We start from the raw sequence: 17,516 nt of genomic DNA on the forward strand, positions 1-17,516 counted from the left end.
CCGCAGTCTGCGTCGACTACTCCGACGGGGTCGCGCTCGGGGTCGTCGACCCCGTGGAAGACGGCGTCGGGGTGGGCGTCGCCTCGGTCGCCCCGGCCGCCGTCACCACGAAGGTGCGGAAGTCGTCGTTGGTGATCGGCGACGTGAGTTCGTAGCGCTGGCCGTTCACGAGCACGAGCGGCACCCCGGGGAACTCCCGGAGCGACGAGCCGGGGATGTCCCCGTCGGTCACCGCGGTGGTGCGCTCGTCGACCCACTTGCTGTAGGTCTGCTCCTGGATGCACTTCGTGATCGCGGAGCGCTGCTCGAGACCGCTGACCCCGGTCACCGCCCGGGTGATCTGGGCGTCGGTGAGGCCGGCCGTGCCCTGCTCGGGCTGCTTCGCGAACAGCGCGGCGTTCACGGCGAAGAACTGGTTCGGCGAGTGGTCGGCGACGCAGGCGGCGGCGTTCGCGGCGCGGAGCGAGTACTTCGTGCCCTGCGACCGGTTCGACAGGGTCGCCACCGGGTGGATGTCCACCGTCGCGGCGCCGGAGTCCACCAGGCTCTCGATGTAGTCACCGTTCGCCTGCTCGAACTCGCCGCACGTCGGGCAGAAGTAGTCGACGTACATCGTGATGCGGACCGCACCCGAACCGTCGGTGGCCGTCGGTGCCGGGGATCCCGACGCGGTCACGGCCTTCAGGTCCTGCCCGATCGTGATGCCGCCCTGCGCCATGTTCGACGGGCCGGGGCCGGCGGGCTTCACGGAGTCGACGAGCACGAGCGTGACGATCGTCGCCGCTGCGAGCAGGACGACGCCGAGGCCGATCTGCAGACCGAGCCGGAGACCGCGCTGGCGTCGCTTCTGCTGGGTCCGGGCTCGCTGCGCGCGCTGCCGTGCGGCTTCGCGTCGTTCGTTCCGCGCGGCGCGGGAGTCACCCTCGGGGCGGTTGGTCATGCGTCGTCGTCCTCACGTTGATCGTCGTCCGCACGGCCTTCCCCCGCTCAGCGGACGGACCCGCCGATCGTAGCGGGGCCCGGTGTGAACCACCCAACCAGGTGGGAACACTGGCGCACCCGGGCGAGATCGTGTTGTATGAACCTCGATGGTCGACGGCGACCATCCGGGGCCCGCACGGGCAACCGCTTCACTCGGATCGTCCGGCACGTACCTGCCGGTGAAGGAAGGACCGAACGCTCATGGCGTCCGTCACCTATGACAAGGCAACCCGTCTCTACCCCGGAGGCAACCGTCCCGCGGTCGACTCCCTCGACCTGGACGTCGCCGACGGCGAGTTCCTCGTCCTCGTCGGCCCCTCGGGTTGTGGCAAGTCCACCTCGCTGCGCATGCTGGCCGGCCTCGAAGAGGTCAACTCCGGCGCGATCCGCATCGGCGACCGCGACGTCACCGACGTCCCGCCGAAGGACCGCGACATCGCGATGGTGTTCCAGAACTACGCGCTCTACCCGCACATGACCGTCGCCGAGAACATGGGCTTCGCGCTCAAGATCGCCGGCGTCGGCAAGGAAGAGCGTGCCACCCGCGTGCAGGAGGCAGCGAAGCTCCTCGACCTCGAGCAGTACCTCGGCCGCAAGCCGAAGGCCCTCTCCGGTGGTCAGCGTCAGCGCGTCGCGATGGGCCGCGCGATCGTCCGTCAGCCGCAGGTGTTCCTCATGGACGAACCGCTGTCGAACCTCGACGCCAAGCTCCGCGTCCAGACCCGTACCCAGATCGCCTCGCTGCAGCGTCGTCTCGGCGTCACCACGGTCTACGTCACGCACGACCAGACCGAGGCGCTGACCATGGGCGACCGCATCGCGGTGCTCAAGGACGGCATCCTGCAGCAGGTCGGTTCGCCGCGTGACCTGTACGAGAAGCCGAACAACGTCTTCGTCGCGGGCTTCATCGGCTCGCCGGCGATGAACCTGCTCCCGGCCGACGTGGTCGAGGGCGGCATCAAGTTCGGCACGCTGAACCACGCGATCGACCGCGACACGCTCTCCAACGCCCGCGCCGCGCAGATCACGGTCGGCGTCCGCCCCGAGGACATCGTCGTCTCCCAGTCGGGCGAGGGCCTGCCCGTCACGGTGGACGTCGTCGAGGAGCTCGGCGCCGACGGCTACCTCTACGGTCACGCCGACGTCAGCGGCTCCCGCGTCGACATCGTCGCGCGCGTCGACGGTCGTGCACACCCCTCGATCGGTGACACCATCGTGGTCACGCCGAAGCAGGGCCACGTGCACGCCTTCGACACCGAGTCGGGCGAGCGCCTGGACGACAAGGCCGTGATCAGCGCGTAACGCTGGAAGTCACGAAACAGGAGGCGCGGTGCCAGCTGGCACCGCGCCTCCCGTCCGTCCCACCGTCACCACGCACCCAGAGGAACCGATCGTGCCCGACTCGATGTCCATCACCGCAGCCTCCGTCGATCCCGGCCTCCTCGACCTACCCTGGGACCTGCCGCTCGCGGACTGGCCGGACGACGCGATCGTCGCGCTGCCGAAGGGCATCTCGCGGCACCTCGTGCGCTTCGTGCACCTGAGCGGCTACGTCGCCGCCGTGAAGGAGACCGGCGAGGAGATCGCCCGCTCCGAGTACGAGATGCTCAAGACGCTGCAGCGCATGGACGTGCCCTGCGTGGACCCCGTCGCGGTCATCACCGGCCGGGTCTCCGCGGACGGCGAGCCGCTGCACCCGGTGCTCGTGACCCGCCACCTCCGCTTCTCCCTGCCGTACCGCGCGCTGTACTCCCAGACGCTCCGTCCGGAGACCGCCACGCGCCTCGTCGATGCCCTGGCGCTGCTGCTCGTCCGGCTGCACGTGATCGGCTTCTACTGGGGTGACGTCTCACTGTCGAACACCCTGTTCCGGCGCGACGCGGGCTCGTTCGCCGCTTACCTGGTCGACGCCGAGACCGGCAAGCTCTACCCGGGTGGGCTGTCGAACGGCCAGCGCGAGAACGACCTCGAGGTGGCCCGCGTGAACATCGCCGGCGAGCTCCTCGACCTGGAGGCCGGCGGCCGTCTCGACGAGAACGCCGACCCCGTGGACGTCTCGAACCGGATCGTGGCGCAGTACCGGACGCTCTGGAAGGAACTCACCGGCACCGAGCAGTTCGACATCAAGGAGCGCTGGCGGATCAACGACCGCGTCGAACGCCTCAACGCACTCGGGTTCGACATCGAGGAGCTCTCGATCCACACGACCGAGGGTGGTTCGCAGGTGCGGATCCAGCCGAAGGTCGTCGATGCCGGTCACCACCAGCGGCGGCTGCTGCGGTTGACCGGGCTGGACGCCGGCGAGAACCAGGCCCGGCGGCTGCTCAACGACCTCGACTCGTACCGCGCACGCAACGGCCGCGACCAGCTCGACGAGGAGATGGTCGCGCACGAGTGGGTGTCGCGGGTCTTCGAACCGGTCATCCGGTCCATCCCGCGGGACCTCCGGGGACGGCTCGAACCGGCGGAGGTGTTCCACGAGCTGCTCGAGCACCGCTGGTTCATGTCGCAGGAGGAAGAGCGCTCGGTGTCGCTCCCCGAGGCCACCACCGCCTACATCAACGACGTGCTCCGGCACCGTCGGGACGAGCGGCTGCTGATCAACCCGCCGACCTCGTCGATGACCCTGCCGATCCCCGTGGTCGACGACGCGGTCCCCGCCTCCCCCGACGACGTCGAGGACTGGCGCGCGAACGTCTGACGGGGGTCGCGCCCCGCGTCCAGCGCCCGCGGGCTACTCGGCGCGACGGCGCCGGGCGACCTCCCACAGGGTGACGCTCGCGGCGATGCCCGCGTTGAGGGACTCCGTCGCGCTCGAGATCGGGATCGACACGATCGCGTCGCAGGTCTCGGTGACGAGACGCGACAGGCCCTTGCCCTCGGAACCGACGACGATCACGATCGGCCGGTCGGCGAGCTCGAGCCCGTCGAGCTCCACGTCGCCGTCACCGTCGAGGCCGAGCACGAAGAGGCCCATCGACTTCAGGGACTTCAGCGTCTGCGTCAGGTTCGGCGCCATCGCGACCGGGGTGCGGGCGGCCGCACCGGCACTCGTCTTCCACGCGGACGCCGTCACACCGACCGAGCGGCGCTGCGGGACGATGACGCCGTGTCCGCCGAACGCCGCCGTGGAGCGGATGATCGCCCCGAGGTTGCGCGGATCGGTGATGCCGTCGAGGGCGACGACGAGCGGGACCTCGTCCTTCGCGAACGCACGCTCGACGATGTCCTCGGCGACGGCGTACTCGTACGCCGGCACCTTGAGCGCGACACCCTGGTGCACACTGTCGTGCCCCGTGATGCGGTCGAGCTCCGGACGCATGATCTCCATGATCGGCACGCCACGGTGGTTCGCGAGCGCCAGGATCTCCTTGACGCGGTCGTCGACCTCGATGCGGGCGGCGATGTACAGCGTCGTGGACGGGGTCTTCGTGCGCAGGGCCTCGAGCACCGAGTTGCGACCGGTCACGAGCTCGGAGTCGTCGGTCTTGCGCTGCGGCGGACGTCCGGTCCGCTGCTGCGGCGAGCTCGACGCCCCGTGCCGCCCGCGAGCGTTCTCGTAGCGCTCCTTGGCCGCCTTGCGCTTGCCGGCCGGGTGGTACGGACGGTCCTCGGCCTTCGGGGTCGGCTTGCGACCCTCGAGCGCCTGCGCGCCCTGCCCGCCGGAACCGACCTGCTTGTTGCCCTTGCGGCCGGAGCGGACGGCGCCGGGCCGACCCTTCTTGCTCCCCGAGACGTTCTTCATTGCTCTCTCCTGTCCGGCACTGCCGTTGTCAGGCGATGCTCCAGCGTGTACCAGCTGCGGTGTCTTCGATGGTGATCCCCGCGGATGCGAGGTCGTCACGCACGCGGTCGGCCGTGGCGAAGTCGCGTGCTGCCCGGGCGTCGGAACGCTCCTGCACGAGGCGTTCGACGAGGGCTGCGAGTGGTGCGGCCGATGCGTCGTGGCCGCCGCCGGCCCAGTGGGCGGCCCGCGGGTCGATGCCGAGCACCTCGACCATCGCGGCCACCTGATGGTACGCGGTTCCGAGCGCTTCCGCATCGTCGGTGTCCAGGGCGGCGTTCCCGGCGCGCACGGTGTCGTGCAGCACGGCGAGCGCCTGGGGCACCGCGAGGTCGTCGTCCATGGCCGCTGCGAAGGCGTCGGGCACGCCCGGGGCGTCGGCGAGCGAGACCCCTTCGAGCCGGGTCTCGGCACGCGTGAGGAAGCCGCTGATCCGGTCGAGCGCCGCCTCGGCCTCGGCGAGCGAGCCGTCGTGGTGGTCGATGGTGGAGCGGTAGTGCGCGGCGCCGAGCGCGTAGCGGACGACGATCGGCCGGGCCGACCCGAGCATGTCCGCGGCGAAGACCGAGTTGCCGAGCGACTTCGACATCTTCTGGCCGTCCACCGAGACCAGGCCGTTGTGCAGCCAGTACGACGCGAACGGGTCGCCCGCCGCCGTCGACTGCGCGAGCTCGTTCTCGTGGTGCGGGAACCGCAGGTCGAGGCCGCCGCCGTGGATGTCGAACGCGGGGCCGAGGTAGCGCCGGGACATCGCCGAGCACTCGATGTGCCAGCCCGGTCGCCCGGGTCCCCACGGGGAGTCCCAGTTCGCGGTCGTGGGCTCACCGGGCTTCGCGCCCTTCCAGAGTGCGAAGTCGCGGGGGTCGCGCTTGCCGCGGGGGTCGGCGTCGGCGGCCTCGACCATGTCCTCACGCCGCTGGTGGGTCAACGCGCCGTACGACTCCCAGCTGCCCGTGTCGAAGTAGACGTCGCCGGAGCCGTCCGCGGCCGCGTACGCGTGGCCGCGCTCGATCAGTCGCTCGATGATGTCGTGCATCTGCGGCACGCTCGCGGTGGCCCGGGGCTCGTACGTCGGGGGCAGGATGCCGAGGGCGTTGTACGCCGCCGTGAACTCGAGCTCGACGCGGTACGCGCGCGCGAACCACTCCTCGTCGGTTCCGGCGGCGAGGTCGAGCACCTTGTCGTCGATGTCGGTGACGTTCCGGACGAGGGTGACCCGGTGTCCGCGGTGGCTCAGCCAGCGACGCCAGATGTCGTAGACGAGTGCGGAGCGGAGGTGACCGATGTGCGGCGACGACTGCACCGTCGGCCCGCAGACGTACATGCTCACGTGTCCGTCGACCAGCGGGACGAGGTCGACGACGGCAGCGGCGCGGGAGTCGTAGAGGCGAACGGTCACGCCACAAGCCTAGGACGTCAGGACGCTCTGACGACGGCTGTCGCGATCGCGGCGAGCCCTTCGCCGCGTCCGGTGAACCCGAGGCCGTCCGTGGTCGTGCCGGACACCGCGACGGGGGCTCCGACGACCGCCGCGAGCGCGTCCTGCATCTCCGTTCGGCGGGCACCGATGCGCGGACGGTTGCCGATCACCTGGACCGTGACGGACACCGGCACCATCCCTGCGGCTGCCAGCATCGCGACCGCGCCCCGGACGAAGACGTCGCCCGCCGCGCCCGCGTAGGCGGGGTCGGACGTCCCGAAGGTCCCACCGATGTCGCCGAGCCCACCCGCCGACAGCAGTGCGTCGCACACCGCGTGCGCGACCGCGTCGCCGTCGCTGTGGCCGGACAGTCCGACCTCACCCGGGAAGTCGAGGAGCCCGACCCGGCACGGGGACGCCGCGTCGAACGCGTGCACGTCGACGCCCAACCCGACCCGGGGAACCGGCACGGCAGCGGACGCCCGAACGATCGACTCCGCTCGCCCGAGGTCCCACGGGGTGGTGATCTTGAAGGCGTCGGCGTCGCCCGGGACGAACCGCACCGTGCCACCGGCCGCCTGGAACACCCCGGCGTCGTCGGTCTCGGCCTGCTGCGACACCGCGTACGCCTGCCGGAGCGCGGCGAGCGGGAAGCCCTGCGGCGTCTGCACCCCGACGAGCGCCGCTCGGTCGACGGTCTCGACGACGACGTCCGCGTCGACGCGCTTGATCGTGTCCGTCACCGGCAGCGCGGGCACGAACCCGGCACCACCACCCGCGGCCACGGCGTCGAACACCCGCTCGAACTGCGCGGCCGGCGTGAGGCACCGCGCCGCGTCGTGCACCAGCACCGCGGTGACGGTGTCCGGCAGGACTGCCAGGCCGGCCTCGACCGAGCCGTGGCGATCCGTGCCTCCCGGCACGACGGCCGTGTACGCGACCGCGGGGCCGGCGACCGACGCGACCAGCTCGCGACAGTCGTCGACCAGCGCGGACGGCGCGACGACGACCACGAGCGTCGGCGACGCGAGCGTGACGAGTGGCTCGAGCGCCCGTGCGAGCATCAGTCGCCCGGCGACCGGCACGAACGCCTTCGCCGTGCCGATGCCCAACCGGGTGCCGGACCCGGCCGCAACGACGACGACCGCCCTGTCCACCCCTTCGGGGAACAGAACGGTCGAGGACGTGTTCAGGGTGCTGGTGTCCGGCTCAGGACGCGAGGACCTCGTCGAGGACGGTCGATGCCTTGTCCTCGTCGGTCTTCTCGGCCAGTGCCAATTCGGAGATGAGGATCTGCCGCGCCTTCGCGAGCATCCGCTTCTCCCCCGCGGAGAGCCCGCGGTCCTGGTCGCGGCGCCAGAGGTCGCGGACGACCTCGGACACCTTGATGACGTCACCGGAAGCAAGCTTCTCGAGGTTCGCCTTGTACCGGCGCGACCAGTTCGTGGGCTCCTCGGTGAACGGGGCACGCAGGACCTCGAACACCTTGTCGAGGCCTTCCTTGCCGATCACGTCACGGACACCGACCAGGTCGACGTTGTCCGCCGGCACCTCGATCGTCAGGTCACCCTGGGTGACCCGCAACTTCAGGTAGACCTTTTCCTCGCCCTTGATGACGCGCGTCTTCACTTCAGAGATGGTTGCCGCCCCGTGATGGGGGTAGACCACGGTCTCGCCGACCTCGAATTGCATGTATCAGGCTCCGTTCCGAGACACCCAGTTTACCACAAGCGAAATTGGGGTAAGGGGCACCTAACCACAGCCACTCGCGGCTGATCGCTAGGATGGGGTGCGGACCGTCCGGTCCACATCGTGATCTTCCGGAGGAATCTCTTGCGAGCTCGGGTACTCGTGTCCGTCGCCGTTGCGGCAACCATCGCGCTCGGCGCCACCGGCTGCGAGTTCATGTCGCCCGCCCAGACGACGGAGATCAAGCAGATCACCGACGGCGTCAACGTGACGACGGGCAAGATCGACGTCCGCAACGCGCTGCTCATCTCCGACGGCGGCGACGACGCGCGCTTCATCGGCACGCTCGTGAACAACGACGAGACCGACGACATCACCGTCTCCGTCGAGATCGGTGGCGACACCGAGACCGTCGAGGTGCCGGCCAGCTCGCACGTCGACCTCGCGAACGACGCGCAGCACGACACCCTGGACTTCGCCGGCGCGGACGCCAAGCCGGGCTCGCTCGTCAAGGTCTACTTCTCGTACTCCGGCGCCGAGGGCGTCTCCGCGAGCGTCCCCGTCCTGACCAGCGCGCAGGAGGAGTACCAGACGCTCGCGCCGACCTCGACGCCGACGTCGGAGATCACCCTCCCCGTCGAGACGCCGTCCGCGACGCCGACGGACACCCCGATCAACCCGTAGCAGCGACGGACACCCCGATCACCCCGTAGCAGCACCGACGCCTGGAGGCCCGGTGCCGATCCGTCGGACCGGCACCGGGCCTCCAGGCGTCCGTGCCGGCGTCAGCCCTCGATGCGGTACCCGAGCCCGCGGACGGTCACGAGGATCTCCGGAGCGCTCGGGACGCGCTCGATCTTCGACCGGATGCGCTTGATGTGCACGTCGAGGGTCTTCGTGTCCCCGAAGTAGTCCGACCCCCAGACCCGGTCGATGAGCTGCCCACGGGTGAGCACGCGTCCGGCGTTCCGGAGCAGCAGCTCGAGCAGCTCGAACTCCTTCAGCGGCATCGGCGTCTCCGAGCCGTCCACCTGCACGGTGTGCCGCTCGACGTCCATCCGGATGCCGCCGACCTGCAGGATCCCGCTGTCCGCCGGGTCGTCCTCGGTCCGACGACGGAGCACGGCGCGGATGCGCGCGAGGAGCTCCCGGGTCGAGTACGGCTTCGTCACGTAGTCGTCGGCGCCGAGCTCCAGCCCGACGACGATGTCCACCTCGGAGTCCTTCGCCGTCAGCATGATGATCGGGATGTTCGAGCGGGTGCGGATCTGACGGCAGACCTCGGTGCCGGAGAGCCCCGGCAGCATCAGGTCGAGCAGCACCAGGTCGGGGTTCTCCGCGTCGAACTTCGACAGCGCGGTCACGCCGTCCGCAGCGACGGAGGTCTCGTACCCCTCGCGCTGCAGCAGGAACTCCAGGGGCTCGCTCAGGGCCGGCTCGTCGTCGACGATGAGGATCTTGGTCACGATTGCTGCTCTTCCAGTTGCTCTTCGAGTGCGGTGGTCAGTTCGGTGTCCGCCTCGGGCAGGCGGATGGTGAAGGTCGAGCCCTTCCCGGGCTGCGACCAGACGCGGACGTCGCCGCCGTGGTTCCCGACGACGTGCTTCACGATCGCCAGGCCCAGGCCGGTGCCGCCGGTGGCACGGGAGCGTGCGGGGTCAACGCGGTAGAACCGTTCGAACACCCGGTCGAGGTCGGCCTCGGGGATGCCGACGCCCTGGTCGGTCACGGCGATCTCGACGAAGCCCTTGGTCGACCGGACGCCCACGCCGACGCGGGTGCCGTCCGGGGAGTACTTCACCGCGTTCGCGATGAGGTTCGAGACGGCGATCTGCAGCAGGCCGGGGTCGCCCATCACCCGCAGCTTCGACTTCTTCGCGCGCACCAGCTCGATGTCCCGGGCCCGGGCGACGATCTCGTTCGCGTCCGCCGCGGCCTGCACGATGCGGTCGATCGACGTCTCCTCGCTGTTCTCCAGCGCGTCCACGGACTGCAGGCGGGAGAGCTCGATGATGTCCTTCGTCAGGGCGGCCAGCCGCTCGGACTCGGTGACGAGCTGCGCCGCGAACTTCCGCACGTGCTGGGGTTCGTCCGCCGCGGCCACGAGGGTCTCGGAGAGCAGGCCGATCGCGCCGATCGGGGTCTTCAGCTCGTGGGAGATGTTCGCCACGAAGTCCCGTCGGACCTCGTCGATGCGCTTGCTCTCGGTGAGGTCGTCCGCGGTGACGAGCACGTACCGGTTGCCGAGCTGCGCCGCGCGGAAGCTCAGGTAGCCGATCTGGTCGCTGCCCCGGCCGCGCGGGAGCTCCAGGTCCTCCGCACCCATCTCCCCGCTCTTGCGCACGCGGTCGACCAGGTCGGCGAGCTCGCGGTGCACGAGCTTCCGGCGCACCACCAGCCCCACGGTCAGGGCCTGCGGCGACGCGGCGACGACCGTGTTCGACGGGTCGACCACCACGGCCGGGTTGTGCATCGTGGCGATGACCGCGGCCACGCCGTCCGGCAGGGTGCGCTCGGCCACGTCTGCTGCACGAGCCGTGCGCTCGGCGGTGATGATCAGCACCACGACGCCCGCGCCGAAGACCCCGCCGAGGAGCATCGACAGTGGCACGAGCCACGCGTTGTCCATGCCGTCAGTGTAGGGATGGTCACACGGGGTTCGGACCCCGTTCACCCCTGTCCGGGGCCGTTGCGGCTCCGGATCGCGAAGCGTTCAACCGCACGTCACCGTTCGTTCACCTGACCTGACGACACTCGACCGGTACGCAGAGAGAGGTACTCCCCCATGCGCGAAGTCTTCCAGCAGGAACTCCAGGACGTCCAGGAGCGACTGACCGAGATCGCCGGGCTCGTCGAGTCCGCCATCACCCGGGCCACGCAGGCCTTCAGCGACTCCGACGTCGCCCTCGCCGAGGAGGTGATCGCCGACGACGCCAAGATCGACGAGGCCGCCAACAGCCTCGACGAGATCGCCATCGACATCCTCGCCCGTCAGGCACCGGTCGCCCGTGACCTCCGGGTCGTCGTCACCGCCCTGCGCGTCAGCTCCTCGCTCGAGCGGATGGGCGACATGGCCGAGCACATCGCCCAGCTCGCCCGCCAGCGCTTCCCGGAGAAGGTGGTGCCGAAGGGCATCCGCGGCACGTTCAAGAAGATGGGCGCGCACGACGTCGCGATGGCGCAGAAGCTCACGCGCCTCCTCGCCACCGAGGACATCACGCTCGCGGCGGAGATCCGCGACGAGGACGACGCCGTCGACGAACTGCACGCCAGCGTGTTCGACTTCGTGCTCGGCGAGACCTGGAAGGGCAACCCGATCGACACGGTCGACGCCACCCTCGCTTCGCGGTACCACGAGCGCTTCGCGGACCACGCCGTGTCGATCGCCAAGAAGGTCGAGTACCTGGCGACGGGCGACTGGACCGGCGCCTCGACCGCGACCGCGGCGGTCTGACCCCGGCGGTCCCCTCCGGCACCCCGCGGTCTGGGAGGACCCCGCCGTCTGGGAGGATCGGGGCATGGCCCAGGTCGCGATCATCGTCAACGGCATGCCCGGTTCCGGCAAGAGCACCATCGGTGCCGCCCTCGCCGAGGTGCTCGGCTGCCCGTTCCTCTCGAAGGACCGGATCAAGGAGCCGCTGGCGGACCTCGTCGGTCCGATGATCGCCTCGCGGCAGCTCGGCGGCATCGCGATGGAGACCATGTGGTCGATGGCGCGGGCCGTCGAGAACGGGGTCGTCCTCGACGCCGTCTGGCTGCCGTCGCGTGACCGCGCCTTCCTGGAGGCAGGGCTCGCCTCCGCCGGGTCGCCCCGCGCCGTCGAGGTGTGGTGCCACGTCGACCGCGCGACCGCCGAGGAGCGGCTGCGCGACCGGTACGAGCCCGGCACCGTGCCGGTGCGGCATGAGGTCCACGGGGACCTCGCCGACATCCTGTCGTTCTGGGACGAGCACGAGGCCACCGCGGAGCCGGTCGGGTTGCCGAGCACCGCGGTCGTCCGGGTCGACACCACGAAGCCCTACGACGTCGGCGCCCTGGTGCAGGAGATCGCCTCCCACTTCGTCTGAACGCACGGACGCCCCGCCCGGTGACCGGGCGGGGCGTCCGCCGCAGGGCGCGGTTGCTACTTCTTGGCGCCCTGGGCGGCCACGGCGGCAGCGCCGGCAGCGGCGGCCTCGGGGTCGAGGTAGTACGCGGGCTTCGTCGGGCGGAACTCGTCGTCGAGCTCGTACACGAGCGGGATGCCCGTCGGGATGTTCAGCCCGGCGATGTCGTCGTCGGAGATCCCGTCGAGGTGCTTCACGAGCGCCCGCAGCGAGTTGCCGTGCGCCGTGACGAGGACGGTCTTGCCCGCGCCGAGGTCCTTCGTGATGTCGGACTCCCAGTACGGCAGCAGCCGGTCGATGACGAGCTTCAGCGACTCGGTGCGGGGCAGCTGGTCGCCGAGGTCGGCGTAGCGGCGGTCCCCGGCCTGCGACCACTCGGCGTCGTCGGCGATGGGGGGCGGCGGCACGTCGAACGAACGACGCCACTCCATGAACTGCTGCTCGCCGTACTGCTCGAGCGTCTGCGCCTTGTCCTTGCCCTGCAGGTCGCCGTAGTGGCGCTCGTTGAGGCGCCAGTCGCGCTTCACCGGCAGCCAGGCGAGGTCTGCCTCGAGCAGGGCGATGTCCGCCGTCTGGATCGCACGGGTGAGCAGCGAGGTGTACAGGACGTCCGGGACGATGCCCGACTCGCTGATGAGCTCGCCGGCGCGCTTCGCCTCCTTCTCGCCCACTTCACTGAGTCGGACGTCCACCCAACCGGTGAACAGGTTCTTCTGGTTCCAGTCACTGTTGCCGTGACGGAGCAGGACGAGCGTGGAGGTCATGCCCCGAGTCTACCGAGCGCGCTCCACGCCGTAGCCTGGTCCCATGCCCATCGGGAACGTCACGCGCGGGACGACCGGGTACAACCGGCTCCGTCGTGTCGACCGGTGGATCGCCACGCTCCCGGTGCTCCGGCACACCGACGACCCGCTCGTGGCCGACGTCGGGTACGGGGCGTCCCCGACCACGACGCTCGAGCTCCGGGACCGTCTGGCCCGGGTCCGCCCGGACGTCGAGGTCACCGGCATCGAGATCGAACCGGCGCGGGTGGCGCTCGCGAACGCCGGCGCCCGCGACGGCGTGACGTTCCGCCTCGGTGGGTTCGAGACCCCGACCCCGGGGAACCGCCGACCGGCCGTGATCCGGGCCTTCAACGTGCTCCGGCAGTACGACGAGTCGGCGGTCGTGGAGTCGTGGCGGATCATGCAGGACCGGCTGCAGCCCGGCGGCGCGCTGGTCGAGGGGACCTGCAACGAGGTCGGCAGGGTGGCCTCGTGGGTGACGCTCGACGAGCTCGCTCCCCGGTCCTTCACGGTGTCGCTGCGGCTCGCCGGACTGGACGTGCCGAGCATCGTCGCGGAGCGCCTGCCGAAGGCCCTCATCCACCGGAACGTCCCCGGTGAGCGGGTGCACGCGTTCCTGCGGGACCTCGACCTGGCGTGGGCCGTCGCTGCGCCGCTCGGGACGTACGGGCCGCGGCAACGGTGGATCGCGACGGTGCACGGCATGCGCGACCGGGGATGGCCGGTGCTGCACGGGGTGACGCGCTGGCGGCTCGGCGAGCTCAGCGTGCCGTGGCGTGCGGTCGCGCCCGCCTGACCGGTCGCCCGGCCCGCGCACGGCCGCGCCCGGCCGCGCCCGGCCGCCGAAGCTCGGCTGGGTGGACAGTCTTGCGGTCCGAGACGCACGAAACTGTCCGCGGAGCCGAAGCTCGGCACCGCCGTTCGGGCGCAGGGGCGGGCGCGGGGTCGGGCGGCGGTCGGGCGGACGGCTAGGAGCGCTTGACGGCGCCGAGCCGCGGCAGGCGCGGGACGTTCGCGGTCGCACCGGCGCCGGGCGGCACGATGGTCTCCTGCGCCGCGGTCACGACCACGTCGTCGGCGACCACCGTCAGCGTCGCACCCGGGTCGAGGGAACGCTTCACGATCGCGAGACCGATCGGGCCGAGCTCGTGGTGGACGGCGGAGGCGGTGAGGCGGCCGACCTCCTTGTCGTCGAGCGCGACCGGGGTCCCGGGGGCGGGGAGCACGGCGTCCGACCCGTCGAGGTGCAGCAGCACGACCCGGCGCGGCGGGTGCCCGAGGTTGTGGACCTTTGCGACCGTCTCCTGCCCGCGGTAGCAGCCCTTCGAAAGGTGCACGGCGGAGCGGAGCCAGTCGAGTTCGTGCGGGATCGTCCGCTCGTCGACGTCGGCGAGCGAGGGACGCCAGGCGGCGATCCGCAGTGCCTCGTACGCGAGGAGTCCCGCGGCGGGTTCGTCCGACGCGGCGATCGCTGCCGCGGTGCCGGGCGTGACCACGGCGATGCGGAGGGTCCAGTCGGAGCCGGGGTGGGCCTCCAGGTCGGCGTAGCCCCACCCGCCGGGCGTGACGGACGACCACGGGTCAACCCACTCGGCGACCACGTCGTCGGCGGGCACCGCCGCGCCGAACCGACCGAGCGTGACGAAGTCCGCGGAACGGTCTGACGCCTCGACCCGCAGCATGAACCGCATCGACGTCAGCCACGCGGCCAGCGATGCAGCGTCGTCCGGTTCGGTGAGCAGCCACGTGGTCGTGCCGTCGTCGACCACGCGGGCGGCGTGCTCGACGCGGCCGGACTGGTCGAGCACGAGCGTCTCGGTGCCGACGCCGGGCTCGAGCCCGAGCAGCAGCTGCGACGTGATCGAGTTGAGCCACGACAGGCGGTCCGGGCCGGAGACCGTCACGACGCCGAGGCCGAGCTCGACGACCGCGCGACCGTCCGCCAACCGGCGCTGCTCCCCGAGGGGGTTGCCGAAGTGCGCCGCGGGACCCGACCCGGAGGCGACGAACCCGGCGCGGCCGGCGAACACCGACATCAGTCGACCTTCGCGAGCTGCCCCGAGGCGTGCGAGGTGAGCTCCTTGCCGAGCGCGGCGATGTCCCACGCCCAGAAGAGCTTGCCCTCGACCAGGCCGTACAGCCGGGTCGCGGCGGAGTAGTCCTTCGCGTTCGGCGAGCGCATCACGGCGTCGGTCGCGAGGTCGATGCGGCCCTTGCGGACCCGCCCGACGTAGAGCTCGTTGACGCCCGTCGGGTGGATGATCGCCGCCTCGACGTCGAAGCCGTCCGTGGTGTTGCGCAGCGCCTCGACGCTCTCCACCGTGGTGAAGGGCGTCGGCCCCTCGCCGAGGAGCATCGCCGGGCCGCGGTCACCGGGCTCGGACGGACGGTCGATCCGCCAGTACCCCATCTCGGCCGCGAGCGGGGTGTGCTCGTCGTCGAGCAGCCACGTCGAGGACGAGTAGTTGAGGTAGGGCAGGCCGTCGTGGCTGAAGCTCACCCGCTGGCCGAACTCGTACTTCCGGGGCTCCGCTTCGTCGCCGACGGGGTACTCGACCACGCCGGTGCCCTCCCAGACGCCGACCAGCCACGACAGCGGGACGAGTTCGGGCGCGAGACCCTCGGGCAGTTCGATCAACGCTGACCCTTGAACAGCTTCACGACGACGGTCACCGAGACGAACGCGATCGCGAGCGACGCCAGACCGAGGAGGCCCACGTAGAAGAGCTCGAGCGCAAGCAGCGAATCCATGGTGCGAGTCTACGCGGCACGCCTGACGGCGCCAGCGTCACCGCGCCAGGAGCACCACCGCGGTGACGAGCACCACCACGAACGCCCCGGACGACGCGATGCTGATCCGTTCGACGAGGCCGTCCTTCGTCGCCGTGATGAGCTGCAGCACGAAGCTGACGAGCACGCAGAGCACGAAGACGAGCAGCAGCCAGGCGAAGGAGTCCTTCTGCGTCAGGGCGAGGACGAGCACGGCGCCGACGATCGCGAGCAGCCAGACCGGCAGCACGGACGTCAGCCGGAGGCGACGCTGGTCGGTGGGCGGCACGGGCTCGGTCACGCGCTCCATCATGACAGCACGGCCACCGGAACGCCTGTCCCGACCGTCCGGTCGGGAGGGACGCTTCCCGAGCATCACTAGGATGTGTGCACGACTCCCCCACGCCCTGGAGGTCCTGTGGCCCAGCTCCTGGTACTCACCTCAGCCGCGCCCGGCGACGTCCTGCCGAGCCTCGGGCTGCTGAGCCACCGGATCCGCCACGTCCCGGCCGAGGCCGCGCAGCTGGTCAACGCACCGCAGAGCGACCTGATGTTCGTGGACGCCCGCACCGACCTCGCGAGCGCGAAGGCCCTGTGCAAGATCCTCGCGACCAGCGGCTCGACGACGCCGATCATCCTCGTGGTCACCGAGGGCGGACTGACCGCGGTGAACAGCGAGTGGAACGTCGACGACGTCGTGCTCGAGACCGCCGGTCCCGCCGAGGTCGACGCCCGCATCCGTCTCACCGCGGGCCGCGCGTCGAAGAACCAGACCGGGTCGAAGATCCAGGCGTCCGGTGTCGTCATCGACGAGGCCAGCTACTCGGCGAAGGTCCGCGGCCGGCCGCTCGATCTCACCTTCAAGGAGTTCGAGCTGCTCCGCTTCTTCGCCACGCACCCGTCGCGGGTGTTCACCCGCGAGCAGCTCCTCAGCGAGGTCTGGGGCTACGACTACTTCGGCGGCACCCGGACCGTCGACGTGCACGTCCGACGCCTGCGCGCCAAGCTCGGCGACCTCGAGTCCCTCATCGGCACCGTCCGCAACGTCGGCTACCGCTTCAACGTCTACGACGACGAGGCCGAACGGCTCTCGGCGCAGTAGTGGTCGACCTCGCCCGCTTCGTCGTCCCGGGCGAAGCCCCGCCGTTCTCGGACCAGACGCTCGTCGACGTGCGCGCCGGTCGCGCGACCGTCGTCGGCGACGAGCGCGGGGTCGCCGTGGTCCGCGACGGTGAGCTCGAAGTCGCGGTCGGCCTGGAGGAACGGGGCCGCGGGCTCGGGACGGCCCTCGTCACGCAGGTGCTCGACCCGGACGCCGGGGGCGCCCCCGCAGGCACGTCCGCCGCGTCGCCCCGGCTCGCGTGGGCGCACGGGGACCACCCCGCTGCGCGGGCGCTCGCGGCGCGGTTCGGCTGGACCGCCGTGCGAACCCTGTTGCAGCTCCGCGCCCCGATCGCCGCCGTCGCGCCGGACCCCGCCGTGCCGGACGGGTACACCCTGTCGGCGTTCCGCACCGGGAACCCCGACGACGAGGCCGCCTGGCTGGCCCTCAACGCCGCAGCGTTCGCCCACCACCCGGAGCAGGGCCGGATGACGCTCGACGACCTCCGTGCCCGCGAGGCCGACGACTGGTTCTCCGGCGACGACCTGCTCCTGCTCCGTGACGCGTCCGGTGCCCTGGCCGGGTCGTGCTGGCTCAAGGTCGAGGGCGGCATCGGGGAGTTCTACGCCGTCGCCGTGCGCCCGGACCTGCAGGGACAGCGCCTCGGCGGGGTGCTGATGCGCGCGGGGACGGCACGGCTGACCGGGCGCGGGCTCGAGGCCGCGGCGCTCTACGTCGAGGGCGACAACGAGCCGGCGCTGGCGCTCTACCGGCGGTCCGGGTTCGAGCAGGACGCGATCGACGTGCAGTACGCCGCGCCGGAGTCCGGCCGGTAACATGGTGCGGTCGGCGAGGGGCCGACCACATCGGAGTCGGGGGA

19 protein-coding genes are annotated in these 17,516 nt (G+C 71.0%); 8 read left to right on the top strand and 11 right to left on the bottom strand.

Annotation, left to right across the window (positions count from 1 at the left end; translation table 11 throughout):
• Nucleotides 1-16 precede the first annotated feature (16 nt).
• Complete coding sequence (locus ACRQ4B_RS00680) at nt 17-940, bottom strand: DsbA family protein (RefSeq protein WP_439692810.1); 924 nt, start codon at nt 938-940, stop codon at nt 17-19.
• A gap of 242 nt (nt 941-1,182) precedes the next feature.
• On the opposite strand from ACRQ4B_RS00680, the gene ACRQ4B_RS00685 reads away from it, so the two are divergent.
• Nucleotides 1,183-2,283: an ABC transporter ATP-binding protein gene (locus ACRQ4B_RS00685; protein WP_439692811.1), complete on the top strand. Its 1,101-nt coding sequence runs from the start codon at nt 1,183-1,185 to the stop codon at nt 2,281-2,283.
• Nucleotides 2,284-2,374: 91 nt separating this feature from the next.
• Nucleotides 2,375-3,682 (top strand): DUF4032 domain-containing protein, encoded by a 1,308-nt coding sequence (locus ACRQ4B_RS00690; RefSeq protein WP_439692812.1) that lies wholly within the window; start codon nt 2,375-2,377, stop codon nt 3,680-3,682.
• 33 nt (nt 3,683-3,715) lie between these two features.
• Here the strand turns inward: ACRQ4B_RS00690 and rlmB are convergent, their stop codons facing one another.
• The 4 genes from rlmB to ACRQ4B_RS00710 are packed head-to-tail and all read right to left on the bottom strand — an operon-like array spanning nt 3,716 to nt 7,877.
• Nucleotides 3,716-4,726, bottom strand: a complete 1,011-nt coding sequence (rlmB, locus tag ACRQ4B_RS00695) for a 23S rRNA (guanosine(2251)-2'-O)-methyltransferase RlmB (protein ID WP_439692813.1) — start codon at nt 4,724-4,726, stop codon at nt 3,716-3,718.
• Between the two features lie 28 nt (nt 4,727-4,754).
• Nucleotides 4,755-6,164, bottom strand: a complete 1,410-nt coding sequence (gene cysS, locus ACRQ4B_RS00700) for a cysteine--tRNA ligase (RefSeq protein ID WP_439692814.1) — start codon at nt 6,162-6,164, stop codon at nt 4,755-4,757.
• 17 nt (nt 6,165-6,181) lie between these two features.
• On the bottom strand, nt 6,182-7,342 hold the full coding sequence (gene ispD, locus ACRQ4B_RS00705) for a 2-C-methyl-D-erythritol 4-phosphate cytidylyltransferase (protein ID WP_439692815.1): 1,161 nt from the start codon (nt 7,340-7,342) through the stop codon (nt 6,182-6,184).
• Between the two features lie 52 nt (nt 7,343-7,394).
• On the bottom strand, nt 7,395-7,877 hold the full coding sequence (locus ACRQ4B_RS00710) for a CarD family transcriptional regulator (RefSeq protein ID WP_017888066.1): 483 nt from the start codon (nt 7,875-7,877) through the stop codon (nt 7,395-7,397).
• Between the two features lie 159 nt (nt 7,878-8,036).
• On the opposite strand from ACRQ4B_RS00710, the gene ACRQ4B_RS00715 reads away from it, so the two are divergent.
• Nucleotides 8,037-8,558 carry a DNA modification methylase gene (locus ACRQ4B_RS00715; protein ID WP_439692816.1) on the top strand — a complete coding sequence of 174 codons (522 nt, stop codon included), beginning with the start codon at nt 8,037-8,039 and terminating at the stop codon, nt 8,556-8,558.
• A gap of 101 nt (nt 8,559-8,659) precedes the next feature.
• Here the strand turns inward: ACRQ4B_RS00715 and ACRQ4B_RS00720 are convergent, their stop codons facing one another.
• Nucleotides 8,660-9,340, bottom strand: a complete 681-nt coding sequence (locus tag ACRQ4B_RS00720) for a response regulator (protein WP_439692817.1) — start codon at nt 9,338-9,340, stop codon at nt 8,660-8,662.
• Complete coding sequence (locus ACRQ4B_RS00725; RefSeq protein ID WP_439692818.1) at nt 9,337-10,503, bottom strand: sensor histidine kinase; 1,167 nt, start codon at nt 10,501-10,503, stop codon at nt 9,337-9,339. The genes ACRQ4B_RS00720 and ACRQ4B_RS00725 overlap by 4 nt, the downstream gene beginning before the upstream one ends.
• 156 nt (nt 10,504-10,659) lie before the next feature.
• On the opposite strand from ACRQ4B_RS00725, the gene phoU reads away from it, so the two are divergent.
• The gene (gene phoU, locus ACRQ4B_RS00730; protein ID WP_305739361.1) at nt 10,660-11,328 is read left to right on the top strand and encodes a phosphate signaling complex protein PhoU; all 669 of its coding nucleotides are present in this window, start codon (nt 10,660-10,662) and stop codon (nt 11,326-11,328) included.
• 64 nt (nt 11,329-11,392) lie between these two features.
• On the top strand, nt 11,393-11,941 hold the full coding sequence (locus ACRQ4B_RS00735) for an AAA family ATPase (protein ID WP_439692819.1): 549 nt from the start codon (nt 11,393-11,395) through the stop codon (nt 11,939-11,941).
• Between the two features lie 56 nt (nt 11,942-11,997).
• On the opposite strand, the gene ACRQ4B_RS00740 is transcribed toward ACRQ4B_RS00735, so the two are convergent.
• On the bottom strand, nt 11,998-12,744 hold the full coding sequence (locus tag ACRQ4B_RS00740) for a phosphoglyceromutase (protein ID WP_439692820.1): 747 nt from the start codon (nt 12,742-12,744) through the stop codon (nt 11,998-12,000).
• A 43-nt stretch (nt 12,745-12,787) separates the two neighbouring features.
• On the opposite strand from ACRQ4B_RS00740, the gene ACRQ4B_RS00745 reads away from it, so the two are divergent.
• The gene (locus ACRQ4B_RS00745) at nt 12,788-13,561 is read left to right on the top strand and encodes a class I SAM-dependent methyltransferase (RefSeq protein ID WP_439692821.1); all 774 of its coding nucleotides are present in this window, start codon (nt 12,788-12,790) and stop codon (nt 13,559-13,561) included.
• A gap of 172 nt (nt 13,562-13,733) precedes the next feature.
• On the opposite strand, the gene ygfZ is transcribed toward ACRQ4B_RS00745, so the two are convergent.
• The 3 genes from ygfZ to ACRQ4B_RS00760 all read right to left on the bottom strand — a co-directional run bounded on the left by ygfZ (nt 13,734) and on the right by ACRQ4B_RS00760 (nt 15,835).
• Nucleotides 13,734-14,801: a CAF17-like 4Fe-4S cluster assembly/insertion protein YgfZ gene (gene ygfZ, locus ACRQ4B_RS00750; RefSeq protein ID WP_439692822.1), complete on the bottom strand. Its 1,068-nt coding sequence runs from the start codon at nt 14,799-14,801 to the stop codon at nt 13,734-13,736.
• Nucleotides 14,801-15,403, bottom strand: coding sequence for an FABP family protein (locus tag ACRQ4B_RS00755; RefSeq protein ID WP_439692823.1), 603 nt, complete (start codon nt 15,401-15,403; stop codon nt 14,801-14,803). Before ACRQ4B_RS00755 ends, ygfZ begins: the two co-directional genes overlap by 1 nt.
• A 150-nt stretch (nt 15,404-15,553) precedes the next feature.
• A complete protein-coding gene (locus tag ACRQ4B_RS00760; RefSeq protein WP_439692824.1) occupies nt 15,554-15,835 on the bottom strand; it encodes a hypothetical protein in 282 nt (93 codons plus the stop codon).
• A 117-nt stretch (nt 15,836-15,952) separates the two neighbouring features.
• Here ACRQ4B_RS00760 and ACRQ4B_RS00765 point away from each other — a divergent pair, with 117 nt between their 5' ends.
• Together ACRQ4B_RS00765 and mshD are read left to right on the top strand one after the other, a co-directional pair.
• Nucleotides 15,953-16,636: a winged helix-turn-helix domain-containing protein gene (locus ACRQ4B_RS00765; protein ID WP_439692825.1), complete on the top strand. Its 684-nt coding sequence runs from the start codon at nt 15,953-15,955 to the stop codon at nt 16,634-16,636.
• On the top strand, nt 16,636-17,472 hold the full coding sequence (mshD, locus tag ACRQ4B_RS00770; RefSeq protein ID WP_439692826.1) for a mycothiol synthase: 837 nt from the start codon (nt 16,636-16,638) through the stop codon (nt 17,470-17,472). The genes ACRQ4B_RS00765 and mshD overlap by 1 nt, the downstream gene beginning before the upstream one ends.
• Nucleotides 17,473-17,516: the final 44 nt, after the last annotated feature.

The organism is Curtobacterium sp. SP.BCo (assembly GCF_051903265.1).
Classification (GTDB): Bacteria; Actinomycetota; Actinomycetes; order Actinomycetales; family Microbacteriaceae; genus Curtobacterium.